Here is a 16,860-nt window from a genome sequence, read left to right on the forward strand (position 1 = left end):
TGTCTCTCCGGGAGATGGCCCATTGGCGAGTCTAGCTGATTCGCGCGGCAGGCCAGCCGAACCTGAAATCCCTCCGGGATATCCCGGGCTCGCCCAGGACTTGCCTGCTCAGGAACCGCTGGGTGGGTCTGCCTCGCCTGCTACAGCGTCGCCGCACTCTGCAGCCGCGGCACAATAGTCGCGCCAGAACTGGCGGTAGCCCTCCTCGACCCTGTGCGTGTAGATATCGACATTGCCGGCCGCCGAGGCTGCGATCCGAGCCGGCAGGCCCGCGCGCAACTTCGCGAGATGCTCGGGCTGCGAGGCATATTTGCGGGCGATCTCGACATAGCCGTCGTCATCCTCGGCGACCCAGTCGTCAAGCCCGACCGCCGCCACGATGGCGCCGCCGGCGCGCGACGAGGCGCCATGACCGAGCTTGGCCACGACAGGAACCCCCGCATAGAGGGATTCCCAGGTGCTGACGCCGCCATTCTGCGGAAAGGGATCGAGCGAAATATCGACTCTCGCGAAGGCCTGAAGATGTTCCGCGCGCGCTGACGAGCCCAGGCAGGTGATGTTCTCTTCTGGGATGCCCTGGTTCACGAGTCGCGCAAGAAGGCCATCGCGCACCATGGGATCGTCAAGCAGCGTATGTTTGATGATGATCTTCGATCCGACCACCTCGCGCATCACTTTCGACCAAACGCGGATCGCCTCGTCCGAGATCTTGTTGACACGGTTGAACACGCCGAAAGTGACATGGCCGTTGCGGAGCATGGGAAGCTCCGAAGGCGGCACGTCCAGGATCGGATCGATGGTGTTGAGACACGGCAGGTCAAAGACCTTTTCGGCGAGCAGATGCCGTGCCGATTGCGGGATGAAGACGGGGTCCGCGAGCACATAGTCCATGGTCTGCATGCCCGTGCCCGTCGCGTGTCCGAATCCGGTGGCCTGGATCGGGGCCGGCTTCCGCGCGAAGACCTGCAGCCTGTTGCCGGTCGTGTGGCCCGAAACGTCGATCAGGATGTCGACCTTGTCGGCCTGGATGCGATCGGCGAGCTCGTCATCCGAAAGCTGCCATGCATCGACCCAGACGTCCGCCAATGAGTTGAATTTGGCGGTCATCTCGTCTCGTGACGGCGAGCACGAATAGCAGATGATCTTGAAGTTGACGTGATCGTGATGAGCAGCACCGGCAGCAAGGTGAGTCCCGCCGAGTGTTGTCGGAATTCGTTAGCGACATAGCCGACCACAATCTGCCTTTCCGGATCGAGCGACCGCTTCGGCAGCGTCCTTTGCGGCAGCCTGGAGCCGATCCGATCCCACCAGGATCTTCGTACCTCCTGCTGGACCGCGAAATCGGCCTCGGCGCGGAAGTCCTGCAAGAAGATCTTTCCCCGGATCGCATCTTCATAATCCGGCCGGATCGCCAGCGCGCGATCAAGATATTCGATGGCGGCGTCCATTTCTCCCTGGTTCGAATGAGCAAAGCCCATCAGCGCCAGCCCCGTCTCCGAGCGCGGATTTCGTTCGATCAGGGCGGCTGCGGCCGCCATCGCCTGCGCTGTCTTTCCCATCACGAGGCAAGCCTGTGCCTTGCCCCGGAGAGCCAGTTCGAGCTTGGGCGAAATCGCAAGCGCCGCCTCGAAATCGGCAACCGCCGGCTCCAGGCGCTGCAGCTCGTAATTCAGCCGCCCGCGTTGCGCCAGTATCTTCGCCGAACCGGGCCTGATTGCGAGCGCCGCTGCGAGAGCAGCTTCCGCGTCATCGTAATGCTTGAGCTCGAGGCCGACCACGCCTTTGCCGACGAGCGCCTCGGCGTGACGCGGTTGAAACAACAAAGCACGCTCGAAGCTTTGCCTGGCGCGCTCAAACTGGCCCAGCGCCAGCTCGGCCAGACCACGATTGCAGAGCGCATCGGTATAATCGGGCTTCAGCTTGATGGCGCGATCGTACATTTCGATCGCCTGTTCGGGCAGGTTCATCTGGAGCAAGGTATTGCCGAGGCCCACCAGGGCCGGCAGAAAATTCGGCTTCAGCGCGATCGCCTTCTCCTGGGACGCACGGGCGGCCTCAAATTTTTGAAGGGCCAAGTGCACAGCCGCGAGATTGTTATGGGCCTCGTGCGAACGCGGATCGATCGCGATCGCGCGCTCGAGCAGCTGTTGCGCCTCCTCCAGGCGCCCGCCGTGTTGCGCGCTCAGGCCGAGCAGATGCGCAGCGTCGAAATGATCCGGAACGGCCTGCAGGATCTGACGGCAGAGTGCCTCGTTCTCCGCATATCTGGCCATAGGCATTCGCCGCGGCAGGGATGATGGCGTCGGCCTGCTTCTTCAATTTCTTCTGCAACCGCGCATTCTGGAATGCGCGCGCGCCGGCGCTGCTCTGCAAGATGTCTCTCCGGAAGATGGCCCGCGGCGAGTCTAACTGATTCGCGTTCCGGGCCGGCCGGTCGGCGGGACTGGAAATCCTTCCGGGCTATTCCGGGGCTCGCTGCAGGATCCGGCTCAGGAACCGCCAGGTGCGTCTGCCCCGCTTGCCGCAGCCTCGTCGCTCTCCGCGGCGGCGGTACAATAGTCGCGCCAGAACTGACGATAACCCGCTTCGAGCTCGCGCGTGTAGATCTCGACATTACCGGCGGGCGAGGCTGCGATCCGAGCCGGCAATCCCGCGCGCAACTTCGCCAGATGCTCGGGCTGCGACGCAAATCTGCGGGCGATCTCGACATAGCCGTCGTCATCCTCGGCGACCCAGTCGCCGAGACCGACGGCGGCCACGATGGAGGCGCCGGCACGCGAAGAGGCTCCAATGCCGAGCTTGGCGACGACGGGAACGCCCTTGTAGAGGGATTCCCAGGTGCTGATGCCGCCATTCTGCGGGAACGTGTCGAGCGAAATATCGATCTTGTCGAAGGCCATCAGGTGGTCGTCGCGCGAGGTGGTGCCGAGGCAGGTGATGTCCTCCTCCGCAATGCCCTGCGCGATGAAGCGTGCGATCAGGCTATCGCGCAGCAGGGCATCATCGAGCAAACCATGCTTGAGGATGATCTTCGATCCCGGCAACTCCCGCATGATGCGCGACCACACACGAATCGCATCATCCGAAATCTTGTAGATGCGGTTGAACACGCCGAAGGTGACGTAGCCGTTGCGGAGCATCGGCAGCTCGGAGGGCTGCAGATTAGTGACTGGCTCCATCGTGATCAGGCACGGCAGATCGTAGATCTTTTCCGGAAACAAATGCCGAGCCGATGGCGGAATGAAGATGGGATCCGCGAGCACATAGTCCATGGTCGGCATGCCCGTGCCCGTCGCGTGTCCGAATCCCGTGGCCTGGATCGGAGCCGGCTTCCGCGCGAAGGCCTGCAGCCTGTTGCCGGTCGTGTGGCCGGAAACGTCGATCAGAATGTCGACGTTGTCGGCCTGAATACGATCGGCGAGCTCGTCGTCCGACATCTGCCAGGCGTCGACCCAGACGTCCGCCATTGACTTGAACTTGGCGGTGTACTCGTCCGCTCCCGGCCAGGAATAATAGCAGATGATCTCAAACTTGGCGTGATCGTGGTTGCGCAGCACGGGCAGCAGGGTAAGTCCCGCCGAATGCTGCCGGAATTCGGCGGCGACGTAGCCGACCACGATCCGCTTGTCCGGATCGAGCGGCCGCTTCGGCAGCGTCCTTTGCGGTATCTTCGAGCCGATCGCATCCCACCAGGACTTGCGCACCGCCTGCTGGACCGCGAAATCGGCGTCCGCGAGGTAGTCCAGCAAGAAGATCTTGCCCCTGATCGCGTCTCCATAATCCGGTCGGAGCGCAAGCGCGCGATCGAGATATTGGATCGCGGAGTCCATGTCTCCCTGGTTGGAATAGGCGAAGCCCAGCAGCGCCAACCCCATCTCGGAGCGCGGATTTCGCTCGATCAAGGTCGTCGCCGCCGCCATCGCCTGCGCGGTCCGTCCCATGACGAGGCAGACCTGCGCCTTGCCCCGAAGGGCCAGCTCGAGCTTGGGCGAAATCGCAAGCGCCGCATCGAAGTCCGCAAGCGCGGGCTCCAGGCGCTGCAGCTCGTAACTGAGCCGCCCGCGCTGGGCCAGGATCCTCGGCGCGCCGGGCTTGATCGCGAGCGCCATGGCGAGCTTGGCTGCCGCCTCCTCGTGATGCCGCAGTTCCATGCTGACCATGCCGCTGCCGACGATGGCCTCCGCGTGACGCGGCTGAAACAGCAGGGCCCGATCGAAACTCTCCTTGGCGCGCATGATCTGCCCAAGCACGAGCTCGACCATGCCGCGATTGCAGAGTGCGTCGGCATAATCCGGTTTGATCTTGATGGCGCGCTCGTGCAGCTCGAGCGCCTGTTCGTATAGCCCGAGATGCATCAGCGTGTTGCCAAGATTGGTCAGCGCAACCGCGAAATTGGGCTTCAGCGCGATCGCCCTCTCCTGGCATCGCCGCGCCTCCTCGTAATTGCCGAGGTCGAAATGCACGGTTGCGAGGTTGTTATGGGCATCGTGCAGGCGCGGATCGAGCGCAATCACGCGCTCCAGCAGCTCTTTCGCCTCCTCGAGGCGCCGGCCGTCATGGGCGCACATGCCGAGCAGATGCACAGCGTCGACGTGATCCGGAAGGGCTTTCAGGATTTCGCGGCACAGCGCCTCGGTCTCGGCATAGCGGCCCTGGCCATAGGCGTTCGCCGCAGCGGCGATGACGGCGTCGGCCTGCTTCATCAACTTCTTCTGCAATCGCGCATTCTGGAATGCGCGCGCGCCGCCGCCGCTGTTCTGCAAGGTGTCTCTCCGGAGGATGCCCTCAGAGGAGTCTAACTGATTCGCAGGCCCGGCCGGCCGGTCACCCGACCAGCAGCGCCTCCGGGATTTCCCGGGGGCGGCGCAAGGTCGGACTACGCCACCTCGCCGCGTTCCGAGGCGCCGGCACAATGATCCTGCCAGAACCGGCGATAGGCCGCCTCGACCTCACGCGTATAGAGTTCGACGTTGCCGGCAGGCGAGGCTGCGATCCGAGCCGGCAGTTCCGCCCGCAACGTCGCCAGATGAGCGGGCTGCGCCGCATATTTGCGCGCGATCGCGGCGTAGCCGTCGTCATCCTCGGCGACCCAGTCGTCGAGGCCGACGGCCGCCACGATCGAGCCGCCGGCGCGCGACGAAGAGCCGTTGCCGAGCTTGGCGACGACCGGAACGCCCGCATAGAGGGATTCCCAGGTGCTGATGCCGCCATTTTGCGGGAAGGTGTCGAGGGAGATGTCGACTTGCGCAAAGGCCAGCAGATGCTCGTGGCGCGTGGTCGAGCCCAGGCAGGTGATATTGTCTTCGGCAATGCCCTGGGCTGCGAACCGTGCGATCAGGCCGTCGCGCAGCAAGGGATCGTCGAGCAGCCCGTGCTTGATGATGATCTTCGAACCCGCCGCCTCGCGCATCACTTTCGACCACACCCGGATCGCCTCATCCGAGATCTTGTAGATGCGGTTGAACACACCGAAGGTCACATGGCCGTTCCGGAGCATGGGAAGCTCCGAGGGCGGCACGTCCAGGATGGGATCGATCGTGATCAGGCAGGGCAGATCATGGACCTTCTCGACCAGCAAATGGCGCGCCGAGTGCGGAATGAAGATTGGATCAGCGAGCACGTAATCCATGGTCTGAAGGCCCGTGCCCGTGGCGTGTCCGAAACCCGTGACCTGTATCGGGGCCGGCTTGCGGGCAAATACGGGGAGCCTGTTGCCAGCCGTATGCCCGGACACGTCGATCAGGATATCGATCTTGTCCGCCTGGATGCGATCGAGGAGCTCGTCGTCCGAAAGCTGCGCGGCGTCGACCCAGACGTCCGCGAGGGGCTTGAACCTCTCGGTGATCTCATCCTGCAGCGGCCAGCAGGAATAGCAGACGATCTCGAACCTGGCGTGATCATGATGGCGCAGCACCGGCAACAGCGCGAACGCTGCCGAGTGGTTCCTGAATTCCGACGCGACATAGCCGACGACGATCCGCCTGTCCGGATCGAGTTCCCGGGGCGGCAGTGCCCGTTGCGGCAGTCGGGCGCCGATTGCATCCCACCAGGATTTTCGCGCCGCCTGCTGGACCGCGAAATCGGCCTCCGGCAGATAATCCAGGATGAATATCTTGCGTGCGATCGCATCCGCATAGTCCGGTGAGATCTCGAGCGCCGCGTCGAGATGCTCGAGTGCCGCCGCGACGTCTCCCTGGTTCGCATAGCAGGCGCCGAGAAGCACGATTGCGTAATCGGACCGCGGATTGTCCTCGAGCAGGATCTTCACGGCCGCGATCGCCTGCGTCGTGTTCCCCAAGAGAAGGTTGACTTGCGCCTTGCCACGCAGCGCGAGCTCGAGCCGCGGCGATTGCGCCAGTGCCGCATCGAAGTCCGCCGCCGCCTGCTCCAGGCGGTGCAGATCGAAATTGAGCCGCCCGCGCTGGGCCAGAATCCGCGGTGAACCCGGCTTGATCGCGAGCCCTGCCGCGAGGGCGGCTTCCGCCTCCTCATAATGCCGGAGCTCGATGCACACCATGCCCTTGCCCGCGATCGCTTCCGCATGACGCGGCTGAAACGACAGGGCGCGATCGAAACTCTCCTTGGCGCGCTCGGACCGGCCGATCAACAGCTCTGCCATGCCGCGGTTGCAAAATGCATCGGCATAGTCGGGCCGCAGCCCGATCGCGCGTTCGTGCAGCCCGATCGCCTGTTCGCCGAGGCCGACATTCAGGAGCGTATTGCCGAGATTGGTCAGGGTGATCGGACAATTCGGCTTCAGCGCAATGGCCTTCTCCTGGCATGCGCGGGCGTCCTGAAATTTCTGGAGATCGAAATACACGGCGCCGAGATTGCCATGGGCATCGGGCGAGCGCGGATCGAGCGCAACCGCGCGTTCGAACAGTCGTTGCGCCTCCTCCAGCCGCCCGCCCTCATACGCGCGCAGGCCGAGCAGGTGCGTGGCGTGGAAATGATCCGGAACCTCCTCCACAATGCCGCGGCAGAGCGTCTCGGCCTCGGCAAATCGGCCCTGCCGCAGCGCCTCGACCGCGAGCGACATGACGGCGTCCGCCTGCTTCCTCAACTTCTTTTGCAATCGCGCATTCTGGAATGCGCGCGCGCCGACACTGCTCTGCAAGGTCTCTCTCCGGAAGATGGCCCGGAAAGAGGCACAGCTGATTCGGATGGTGCCAGGCTGGCGGGTCAGTCAGGCCGGCGCGGGCTCCGGATGGCGAGTGCTCAGCGCAGGATCTGGCTCAGGAACAGCTTCGTGCGGGCGTGCTGGGGCGCCGCAAAGAACTCGTTCGGCGTGTTGGCCTCGATGATCTGGCCGGCGTCCATGAAGACCACGCGGTTGGCGACCTCGCGGGCAAAGCCCATTTCGTGGGTGACGACCAGCATGGTCATGCCTTCCTCGGCGAGGTCCACCATGGTGTCCAGCACCTCCTTGACCATCTCCGGATCGAGCGCCGAGGTCGGCTCGTCGAACAGCATGACCTTCGGGTTCATGGTCAGGGCCCGCGCGATCGCGACGCGCTGCTGCTGGCCGCCGGACATCTGACCCGGAAACTTGTTGGCCTGATGCGGGATCTTGACCCGCTCCAGGAACTTCATCGCGTTGATCTCGGCGTCCTTCTTCGGGATGTTGCGCACCCAGATCGGCGCCAGCGTGCAGTTCTCCAGCACGGTCAGATGCGGGAACAGGTTGAAGCTCTGGAACACCATGCCGACTTCCCGGCGCACCGCGTCGACGTGCTTGAGGTTGGGGCCGAGCGCGATGCCGTCGACGACGATCTCGCCCTCCTGGAATTCCTCCAGCGCGTTGATGCAGCGGATCAGGGTCGACTTGCCGGAGCCCGAGGGTCCGCAGATCACGATGCGCTCTCCCTTCTCGACCGCGAGGTCGATGTCGCGCAGCACGTGGAAGTCGCCGTACCATTTGTTGAGGCCGGAAATCTTGACGATGGGGTCGGACATGGTGACCTCGATCAGTTGCGACGGTGGGCGTTGAGGCGGTGCTCGACGAACAGCGAGTAGCGCGACATTCCAAAGCAGAAGATGAAGTAGATGATCCCGGCGAAGGCGAAGCCGGTGAACGCGGTCGAAGGCGTTGACCATTTCGGGTCCGAGAACGAGGCCCTGAGCGAGCCGAGCAGATCGAACAGCGCCACGATCGAGACCAGCGAGGTGTCCTTGAACAGCGAGATGAAGCTGTTGACGAGGTTCGGAATGACGTGACGCAGCGCCTGCGGCAGCACGATCAGCGAGGTCGTCTTCCACCAGGACAGGCCGAGGGCCGCGGCGGCCTCGCCCTGCCCGCGCGGGATCGCGGCGAGCCCGCCGCGGACGTTCTCGGCCTGATAGGCGCCCGTGAACAGCGCGATGCCGATCAGCGCGCGGACGAGGCCGTCGACGGTGAAATTGCCGGGCAGGAACAGCGGCAGCATGTAGGTGGCGAAGAACAGCACGGTGATCAGCGGCACGCCGCGCCAGAACTCGATGAAGGCGATCGAGAAGATCCGGATCAAGGGAATGGTGGAGCGGCGGCCGAGCGCCAGCGCGATGCCGATCGGCAGCGAGGTGACGATGCCGGTGACGGAGACCACCAGCGTCACCAGAAGGCCGCCCCACAAATTCGTCGTCACGACCGGCAGTCCACCGCGATCGAGCCCCATCAGCTTGATCACGATAGCGATGGCACCGAAGGCAACGATGCTCGAGGCCAGAGCGCGCCAGCCGGTGCGCAAGCCGCCGCCGAGACCGAAGGCGATCAACGACACGACCGCGGTGGTGACGGCGAAATCGGCCCAGATCGACTGACCCGCGCCCTGGATCTGATCGCGCAGCCAGGTCAGCGGAAGGATCAGCCAGGAGATCGCCGTGCCGACCAGCACGATAAAATTCCCGACCAACCACAACAACGGCGCGGCGGCGGATGTCTTGCTGAGACCGAGCACGGCCTGCCCGGCGCCGATGATGCTGTCGCCGAACAATTCCAGCAGGCCGGCGGTCCAGCTGAGACCAAAGCCCTTGATGCCGCCACCGTGCAGCAGAAAGAACGCGACCACAGGAAATGCGAAGAAGAACAGACTGGCGTTGAGCCCCTTCGCCGGCAGACGGGGCACGAGCAGCGGCACCAGCAGGGCCACCGCAAGAATGAAGGTGAGGTTGACCCGCCAGCGCTCGGCCTCGGGATAAAAACCGTAGATCAATTGCGGCAGCTTGGCCTGGATGTAGGGCCAGCAGGCGCCGACCGCAAAGCCGGCGTTCTCCGCGAGGCATGCCGTGCGGTCCTTGCCGCTCCAGACCGCATCGACCATCAGGAACCTGACCGAGGGAACGATGGTGAACCACAACAGCAAGGCGCCAACGATCGTGAGCAGGATGTTGGTCGGCGAGTTGAACAGGCGCGTGCGCATCAGCCCGACAAAGCCCGTGGTCTTCACAGGCGCGGGACGTTCGGTGAGCAGGTCCCGGCGGACGAAGCTGCTCGAGGCGATATCGCTCATGCGCCCAGACTCCGGCTGACGCGCCACCCGTAGACGCTCATGATCGCGCTGGTGAGCAGCGAGATCAGGAGATAGATGCCCATGGTCATCGCGATGATCTCGATCGCCTGCCCGGTCTGGCTCAGCGACGTGCCGGCGAACACCGAGACGAGGTCAGGATAGCCGATCGCGACCGCCAGCGACGAGTTCTTGGTGAGATTGAGGTACTGGTTGGTCAGCGGCGGCACGATGACGCGCATGGCCTGAGGCACGACGACCAGCCGGAGCGTGGTGCCGCGGCTGAGGCCGAGCGAGGCCCCCGCCTCCATCTGCCCCTTGTGGACCGACAGGATTCCGGCGCGCACGATCTCGGCGATGAAGGCGGCGGTATAGGTCGACAGCGCCAGCGTCAGCGCCACGAACTCCGGAATGATCCGCGATCCGCCGGCGAAATTGAAGCCCTTCAGCTGCGGCAGCTCGAAGGTAAAGGGCAGACCGAACACCAATATCGTGGCGAGCGGCAGGCCGAACAGCAGGCCAAGCACAGTGGGCCAGATCCGGATCATCCGCCCTTCCTGAAACAGCGCGCGCCGCGCATAGAAGCGCAAGGCCAGGGACGCGACGATACCGAGCGCCAGCATCGCCAGAAATGGCTCCAGGCCGCTTCCGCCGACCGGGCTTGGAATGACGAGGCCCCGATTGCTGATGAAGGCAACGCCGAGCAGCGAGATGCTCTGCCGCGGATTGGGCAAGGCCGCCAGCACCGCGAGGTACCAGAACAGGATCTGGAACAGCAGCGGCAGGTTGCGGATGAGCTCGACATAGATCTCGCCGACGCGGGACAACAGCCAATTGGGTGACAGCCGGCACAGCGCGACGATGAAGCCGATCAAGGTGGCGAAGACGATGCCCACCACCGAGACCACGAGCGTGTTCAGGAGCCCGACCACGAACACGCGCAGGAACGTGTCCGAGCCGGTATAGGAGATCAGGGTCTGGTTGACGTCGAAGCCGGCATTATTCCTGAGGAAGCCGAAGCCGGCGGCAATGTGCTGGTTTTCGAGGTTGGCGCGGGCATTGGAGACGATCTCATAGCCGATCCAGCCCAGGATCGCCGCGAAGGCAAACTGGACGGCAACGCCGTTCCAGCCTGCCTTGCCACCCAGAACGCGCCTGATCTTCAGCGCGATCTGGGGTGGCGGTTTTCGGGCCTCGGTGCTCATGCCGCAGCCAGCGGATCAGGATGATCAGCGGATCGGCGGCGCGTACTGAAGACCGCCCTTGTTCCAGAGATTGTTGAGACCGCGATTGATGGCGAGCGGCGAGCCCGCGCCGACATTGCGATCGAACACCTCGCCGTAATTGCCGACCGCCTTCACGATCCGCACCACCCAGTCCTTGGTCAGGCCGAGCTGTTCGCCGAAATTGCCGTCGGTGCCGAGGACGCGCTTCAACTCGGGATTTTCCAGCTTTGCTTTCTCGTCTACGTTCTTCGAGCTCACGCCAAGCTCTTCGGCGGTGACCATCGCGAACAGCGTCCACTTCACGATGTCGAACCACTGATCGTCGCCGTGGCGCACCATGGGGCCGAGCGGCTCCTTCGAGATGATTTCGGGAAGCACCATGTGGTCGTTGGGATTGGCAAGCTTCAGGCGATTGGCGTACAGGCCCGACTGATCGGTGGTGAAGACGTCGCAGCGTCCGGCCTCATAGGCCTTGACCGTTTCGTCGTTGGTGCCGAACGCGATCACCTCGTACTTCATGTTATTGGCCTTGAAGTAGTCGGCCAGATTCTGCTCGGTGGTAGTGCCGGTCTGCACGCAGACCGAGGCGCTGTTGAGCTCGAGCGCCGAATTCACCTTGAGCGACTTCTTCACCATGAAGCCCTGCCCGTCATAATAGGTCACGCCGGTAAAATTGGCGCCGAGCGAGGTATCACGCGAGATGGTCCAGGTGGTGTTGCGCGAGAGCACGTCGATTTCGCCGGATTGCAGCGCGGTGAAGCGGTCCTTGGCGGACAGCGGCACGTATTTGACCTTGGTCGCATCGTTGAAGATCGCCCCGGCGATCGCCTTGCAGACGTCGACGTCGAGGCCGGTCCAATTGCCCTTGTCGTCGGGCGAGGAGAATCCCGGCAGGCCCTGGCTGACGCCGCAGGACAGCATGCCCCGGTCCTTGACCGTCTTGAGCGTTTGCGCATCGGCGGCCTGGGCGGAGAGGCCGGCGGCGAGAGCAAGGGTGAGAGCCAGGGTTACGCGTTTCATGGGCTTTGGGCCTTTCAAAGTCGTATCAAGGAACGTTGTCTCAGGATCATCCCTGCCAGGGCCAGGCGTATCAAGGCCAGCCCTGCAAGAGTCATGCTGGAAAACCTTGCCGAACACCCGCCGATCCCGAAAGGCCATACCTTAATCCCCGCCGCAGCGCCGGCCGATATGGCTGTGACACAAGGTCCGGTCAGACGATGGATCGAAGGTCGCGGCAGGCCCCTCAACATGCGGCGACTGAATAGCACCTGCGCATCACAGAACGACTGGCGTGCCGGGTCAAGGGGTTGACGGGACTCTTCTGTGTTCTGTTATTAACGACAGCGGCCTTTCGGCCAGCCCGTCAGGCGCCAAGCCCGAGCGGAAACGCGGTTTTGAAAGCAGACGCATGGATTCCTCGCACCCCCAAGAGCAGCAGGCCGAGACCCGGCTGGTCACCTCCGGCCGCGACACCAAGGCGCAGAAGGGGTTCGTCAATCCGCCGGTCTTTCACGGCTCGACCGTGCTCTACCCGACTGCGGAGGACCTGCACGCCCATCGCGGCGAGTTCACGTATGGCCGCCACGGTTCCCCTACCACCAAGGCGTTCCAGGAGACGCTGATGGCGCTGGAGGGACCACAATGCGCCGGCGTCGGCATCGTCCCGTCCGGGCTGTCGGCGATCTCGACCACCCTGCTCTCGGTGCTCAAGGCCGGAGACCATCTCCTGGTCTGCGACAACGTCTATCGGCCCTCGCGCAATTTCTGCAACGGCATGCTCACCCGCCTTGGCGTCGAGACCACCTATTTCGATCCGATGATCGGCGCCGGCATCGACAAGCTGTTCAAGCCCAACACCCGGGCCGTTCTGGTGGAGGCCCCGGGCTCGCAATCGTTCGAGATGCCGGACATTCGCGCCATCGCCGAGGTCACGCATGGGCACGGCGCGCTCGTCATCGACGACAATACCTGGGCGACGCCGCTCTATCACCGCTCGCTCGAACAGGGCGTCGACATCAGCATGCAGGCCGCCACCAAATATATCGGCGGCCATTCCGACATCATGTTCGGCACGATCTCGGCCAACGCCAAGGCGTGGCCGATGGTCACTGAAGGCATCCGCCTGCTCGGCGTCTGCGCCGGACCCGACGACGTCTTCCTGGCGCTGCGCGGCCTGCGCACGCTGTCGGTGCGGCTGGCACAGCATCACCGCTCCGGGCTCGACATGGCGCGTTGGCTCGCTGCTAGACCCGAGGTCGCGCGCGTGCTGCATCCCGGCTTGGAGACCGATCCCGGTCACGCGATCTGGAAGCGGGACTTCACCGGCGCCTCCGGCCTGTTCAGCATCGTGCTGAAGCCGGCCCCGCAGAAGGCCGTCGACACCATGCTCAACACGCTCAAACTGTTCGGCATGGGCTTCTCCTGGGGCGGCTTCGAGAGCCTTGCAATTCCCTTCGACTGCGACGCCTATCGCACCGCGACCAAGTGGTCGCCGGGCGGCCCGACGCTGCGTCTCCACATTGGCCTCGAGAGCGTCGACGACCTCAAGGCCGATCTCGACCGCGGCTTCGCTGCCCTCAAAGCGGCAATGTGAGCCTGCTCACAAGGCATCTCGACCGCGGACGCGCCAACGCGCGCCGCGACGGACGCGCAATGCGCGCCGTGGGAACGTGCAGCTGGCGTAAACGTTAACGCCGACGCGCCAACAAAAGGTTTGAACCTCAAGCATTTGGCGCTAGCCTCACAAATCGACTCCAATCCGGACACGGAGCATGGGAACGTTGGTTCTGCTCGATCTGATGGGCGGCGTTGCGCTGTTGCTGTGGGGCCTGCACATGGTCCACAGCGGGATCTTGCGCGCCTTCGGTCCTGACCTCAGGCGGCTGCTCGGCAAGGCGCTGAGCAACCGCGGCAGCGCTTTCGCCGCCGGCCTCGGCCTCACCGCGCTGCTCCAGAGCAGCACCGCGACCGCCCTGATCACGAGCTCGTTCGCAGCCGAGGGGCTCGTCAGCCTTGCCGCGGCGCTTGCCATCATGCTCGGGGCCAATGTCGGCACGACGCTGATCGTGCAGGTGCTGTCGTTCAACATCGCAGCCGTCGCGCCGGTCCTGTTCGTGCTTGGCCTCGTCGCCTTCCGCTCCGGCCCGCGATCGCGGATCAAGGACATCGGCCGCGTCTGCATCGGCCTTGGCCTGATGCTGCTCTCGCTGCATATCCTGCTCGACACGCTGGCGCCGGCGGAGAACGCACCGGGCGTCCGCATCGTGATGTCGGCCATCACGGGCGATCCCATATTGTGCATCATCATCGCCGCCCTTGTCACCTGGGCCGTGCATTCAAGCGTCGCCAGCGTGCTGCTGATCATGTCGCTGGCCTATTCGCAGTTCATCACGCCCTACGCGGCGCTGGCGCTGGTGCTCGGGGCCAATCTCGGCAGTGCCATCAATCCCGTGTTCGAGGGCGCCAGGCGTGACGATCCCGCGAGCTACCGCCTGCCGGTCGGCAATCTCGTCAACCGCGTGATCGGGATTGCGCTCGTCCTGCCCTTCCTCGGCACGATCGCCGAGCACATGCACGCCTGGCAGCCTGATCTGGCCAAGATGACGGCGGCTTTCCACATCACCTTCAATGTCGGCACGGCCGTCGTCTTCATCGGCCTGCTCGACACCATGTCGCGCCTGTTGACACGCCTTCTGCCGGATCGCGTGCAGGAGGCCGATCCGGCCCGCCCGCGCTATCTCGACGAGACTGCGCTGGAGACGCCATCACTGGCGCTCGCCGACGCCGCTCGCGAGACGTTGCGGATGGGAGATCTCGTCGAGGTCATGCTGCGGAAGGTGATGGCGGCGATGATGACCGGCGACCGTGCGCTGGTCGACCAGGTCTCCAAGATGGACAATTTCGTCGACGGTCTCGACGAGGCCATCAAGCTCTACGTGACCAAGCTGATGCGGGGCAGCCTCGACGAGAGCGAAGGGCGGCGCGCGATGGAGATCATCTCCTTCGCCATCAACCTCGAACATATCGGCGACATCATCGACAAGAGCCTGAGCGAGCTCGCCACCAAGAAGATCAAGCGGCGCTTCCAGTTCTCGGCGGAAGGGGCCGACGAGCTCGCCGCCTTCCACAAGCGCACCATGGACTCGCTGCGGATCGCCTTCGGCGTCTTCATGTCCGGCGACGCCAACGAGGCGCGCAAGCTGCTGGTGGAGAAAACTGCACTGCGCAACACCGAGCTTGCCGCAGTCGAGCGCCACCTCGACCGCCTGCGCGAGGGCCGCCCCGAGACCATCGAGACGACCTCGCTGCATCTGGACGTGCTGCGCGACCTCAGGCGTATCCACTCGCACATCTGCTCGGTCGCCTATCCCGTGCTCGACGCGGCCGGCGTGCCTTATCGCAGGACCGAGGCGGAGACAGCGGCCCTGCCAGCCTCAGGCGCGGCCTCGGTGCTACCGCGTTAGAAGGCCGGGTGGGAATGTCACGACGGACCAATCCGGGAAGTCGACACGACACGAGGTCGAGCGGTCAAACCTGTCGAGCGCGCAGGCACCTGTGTCAGGGCGACGCCTGAGATCGCGAGTATCCCGCCAACGATCAGCTTTGGGCTCAAGCGTTCGTCGAGGAACAGAATGCTTGAAATCAATGCGAACACCGGAAGCAACAGACCGAAGGGCGCGACCCGCACCATCGAGCAACGGGCGATCAGCCAGAACCAAAGGCTAAACCCAACAATTCCTCCGATGAAGATCGTATAGGCGAGCGCCAGCCAGCCCCGTTCGTCCGCCGTGACAAGGCTTGCCATTTGTCCGGATTCCAGCAGCAACGACATCAACACGACCTGCGGGACCGTGAGCAGGGACGACCAGCCGATCAACATCAAGGGATCGAAGGGGCCGTAGCGCTTCGTCAAGACGTTGGACACCGCAAATGCGAAGGCTGCCCCGACCACGAGCAGCAAGGGAAGCGCATTTGCCGTCAGGCCTGGCCCCGCTGCCAACACAACCACCCCGACGAATGCCAGCACCACGCCGGCCGACGTGGCGAGAGACGGCCTCTCCGCGAGCAGTGGCCAGGCGAGCAGGACGGTGAAGGGCGCGGCGAGTTGATATGCGACGGCCGACATGCTTCCCGAGCCGAGCCCGAGACCAACGTAGAAGAGCCCGAAGTTCAATCCGCCAAGGAAAAGCGAAATGGCTGCAACAGGTCCGAGCTGCTGACGCGTGGGCCTTTCGACGAACGGAACGAGCAGCAGCGCGATCGCCAGGAAGCGCAGCGCGAGGAAGAAAAGCGGCGGAAACTCCGCAACGCCCACCTTGATGACCACGAATTGATACCCCCAGAGCAAGGGAACCGCCACCGCGCAGACGATCTGGATGGCAGACATGGCATGTCCTTTCACGACCAAACGGTCCAAATATCGTCACGTCGATGGGCGGAGACGTCCATGGGATACCTACCTGACGAAACGATCGAGAAGAGCGACGACGGTGGCTTCTGATGTCGTCCGCGCCGGTGCCGTCTTGCCGACCACTCGCAGCCCCTCGACGAAACAGACGAGGATCCGGGCGGCACTCGCAGGCTCGACCCTGTCGCCTAACTTGCCCGCAGCCTGCGCGCGGGAAAGTGCATCCGCCACCCTGGCCTCCATCGCCTTGAAAAAGCTCGCAACGCGCCGAGCGACCTCGGCGTCCTGGCCAGCCAGCTCCATGGCTGTAGCCACCAGCAGGCACCCGCGCCGACCATTCATCCCGCTGGTGCGCTCAACGTAGCCGGCAAGGTAGGTCCGCAAGCCCTCGACCGGATCCTTGCGGGAGTCGAATTCGATATCCATCCGCGCCAGGGCATCGGCGATGTAGCGGTCAAGCGCGCGCAGGAAGAGCGAGTGCTTGTCGCCGAAAGCGGCGTAGAGGCTGCCCCGCGACAGTTTCGTCGCGCGAAGAAGGTCCGGCAGCGCCGTGGCGTGGTAGCCACGGGACCAGAACACACCCATCGCGCTTTCGACCGCGGCGTCCACGTCGAAACTTCGGGGCCGCCCACGGGGCAATTGCATGCGGGATCGAGGGCTCATCGCCATATATGAACCAATCGGTCTTAAAATGGCAACCGAATTCGGATCAGTTCCAGCGGCGCAGCCGCGGGGAGCCCTG

10 protein-coding genes and 1 pseudogene are annotated in these 16,860 nt (G+C 64.1%); 2 read left to right on the top strand and 9 right to left on the bottom strand.

What is annotated here, in order from left to right; translation table 11 throughout:
* Positions 1–108: 108 nt before the first annotated feature.
* From CIT37_RS21240 to CIT37_RS21270, 7 genes and pseudogenes are all read right to left on the bottom strand, one after another.
* A pseudogene (locus CIT37_RS21240) lies at positions 109–2,373 on the bottom strand (O-linked N-acetylglucosamine transferase, SPINDLY family protein).
* 116 nt (positions 2,374–2,489) lie between these two features.
* Positions 2,490–4,763, bottom strand: coding sequence for an O-linked N-acetylglucosamine transferase, SPINDLY family protein (locus CIT37_RS21245; RefSeq protein ID WP_038970277.1), 2,274 nt, complete (start codon positions 4,761–4,763; stop codon positions 2,490–2,492).
* 113 nt (positions 4,764–4,876) lie between these two features.
* Entirely contained in the window at positions 4,877–7,117 is a 2,241-nt protein-coding gene (locus CIT37_RS21250; protein WP_161966453.1) for an O-linked N-acetylglucosamine transferase, SPINDLY family protein, read from the bottom strand.
* A 101-nt stretch (positions 7,118–7,218) separates the two neighbouring features.
* A complete protein-coding gene (locus CIT37_RS21255; protein ID WP_094974216.1) occupies positions 7,219–7,956 on the bottom strand; it encodes an amino acid ABC transporter ATP-binding protein in 738 nt (245 codons plus the stop codon).
* Positions 7,957–7,967: 11 nt separating this feature from the next.
* Entirely contained in the window at positions 7,968–9,488 is a 1,521-nt protein-coding gene (locus CIT37_RS21260) for an amino acid ABC transporter permease (RefSeq protein WP_095424179.1), read from the bottom strand.
* Positions 9,485–10,690: an amino acid ABC transporter permease gene (locus CIT37_RS21265; RefSeq protein WP_028144714.1), complete on the bottom strand. Its 1,206-nt coding sequence runs from the start codon at positions 10,688–10,690 to the stop codon at positions 9,485–9,487. The genes CIT37_RS21260 and CIT37_RS21265 overlap by 4 nt, the downstream gene beginning before the upstream one ends.
* A gap of 24 nt (positions 10,691–10,714) precedes the next feature.
* On the bottom strand, positions 10,715–11,731 hold the full coding sequence (locus CIT37_RS21270; protein ID WP_028144715.1) for an amino acid ABC transporter substrate-binding protein: 1,017 nt from the start codon (positions 11,729–11,731) through the stop codon (positions 10,715–10,717).
* A 388-nt stretch (positions 11,732–12,119) separates the two neighbouring features.
* On the opposite strand from CIT37_RS21270, the gene metC reads away from it, so the two are divergent.
* Together metC and CIT37_RS21280 are read left to right on the top strand one after the other, a co-directional pair.
* A complete protein-coding gene (metC, locus tag CIT37_RS21275; protein WP_028144716.1) occupies positions 12,120–13,304 on the top strand; it encodes a cystathionine beta-lyase in 1,185 nt (394 codons plus the stop codon).
* A gap of 178 nt (positions 13,305–13,482) precedes the next feature.
* Positions 13,483–15,174, top strand: a complete 1,692-nt coding sequence (locus CIT37_RS21280) for a Na/Pi cotransporter family protein (protein ID WP_028144717.1) — start codon at positions 13,483–13,485, stop codon at positions 15,172–15,174.
* Positions 15,175–15,191: 17 nt separating this feature from the next.
* On the opposite strand, the gene CIT37_RS21285 is transcribed toward CIT37_RS21280, so the two are convergent.
* Together CIT37_RS21285 and CIT37_RS21290 are read right to left on the bottom strand one after the other, a co-directional pair.
* Complete coding sequence (locus tag CIT37_RS21285) at positions 15,192–16,097, bottom strand: DMT family transporter (protein WP_028144718.1); 906 nt, start codon at positions 16,095–16,097, stop codon at positions 15,192–15,194.
* Positions 16,098–16,166: 69 nt separating this feature from the next.
* On the bottom strand, positions 16,167–16,727 hold the full coding sequence (locus tag CIT37_RS21290; RefSeq protein WP_439648443.1) for a TetR/AcrR family transcriptional regulator: 561 nt from the start codon (positions 16,725–16,727) through the stop codon (positions 16,167–16,169).
* Positions 16,728–16,860: the final 133 nt, after the last annotated feature.

It is taken from the genome of Bradyrhizobium ottawaense (genome assembly GCF_002278135.3).
In the GTDB taxonomy this organism is placed as follows: Bacteria; Pseudomonadota; Alphaproteobacteria; order Rhizobiales; family Xanthobacteraceae; genus Bradyrhizobium; species Bradyrhizobium ottawaense.

Excerpts from the sequence above, each read along its gene's own strand:
- CIT37_RS21260 (WP_095424179.1), bottom strand. The coding sequence starts at position 9,488 with ATGAGCGATATCGCCTCGAGCAGCTTCGTCCGCCGGGACCTGCTCACC.
- CIT37_RS21265 (WP_028144714.1), bottom strand. The coding sequence starts at position 10,690 with ATGAGCACCGAGGCCCGAAAACCGCCACCCCAGATCGCGCTGAAGATC.
- CIT37_RS21280 (WP_028144717.1), top strand. The coding sequence starts at position 13,483 with ATGGGAACGTTGGTTCTGCTCGATCTGATGGGCGGCGTTGCGCTGTTG.
- CIT37_RS21270 (WP_028144715.1), bottom strand. The coding sequence starts at position 11,731 with ATGAAACGCGTAACCCTGGCTCTCACCCTTGCTCTCGCCGCCGGCCTC.
- CIT37_RS21255 (WP_094974216.1), bottom strand. The coding sequence starts at position 7,956 with ATGTCCGACCCCATCGTCAAGATTTCCGGCCTCAACAAATGGTACGGC.
- metC (WP_028144716.1), top strand. The coding sequence starts at position 12,120 with ATGGATTCCTCGCACCCCCAAGAGCAGCAGGCCGAGACCCGGCTGGTC.
- CIT37_RS21285 (WP_028144718.1), bottom strand. The coding sequence starts at position 16,097 with ATGTCTGCCATCCAGATCGTCTGCGCGGTGGCGGTTCCCTTGCTCTGG.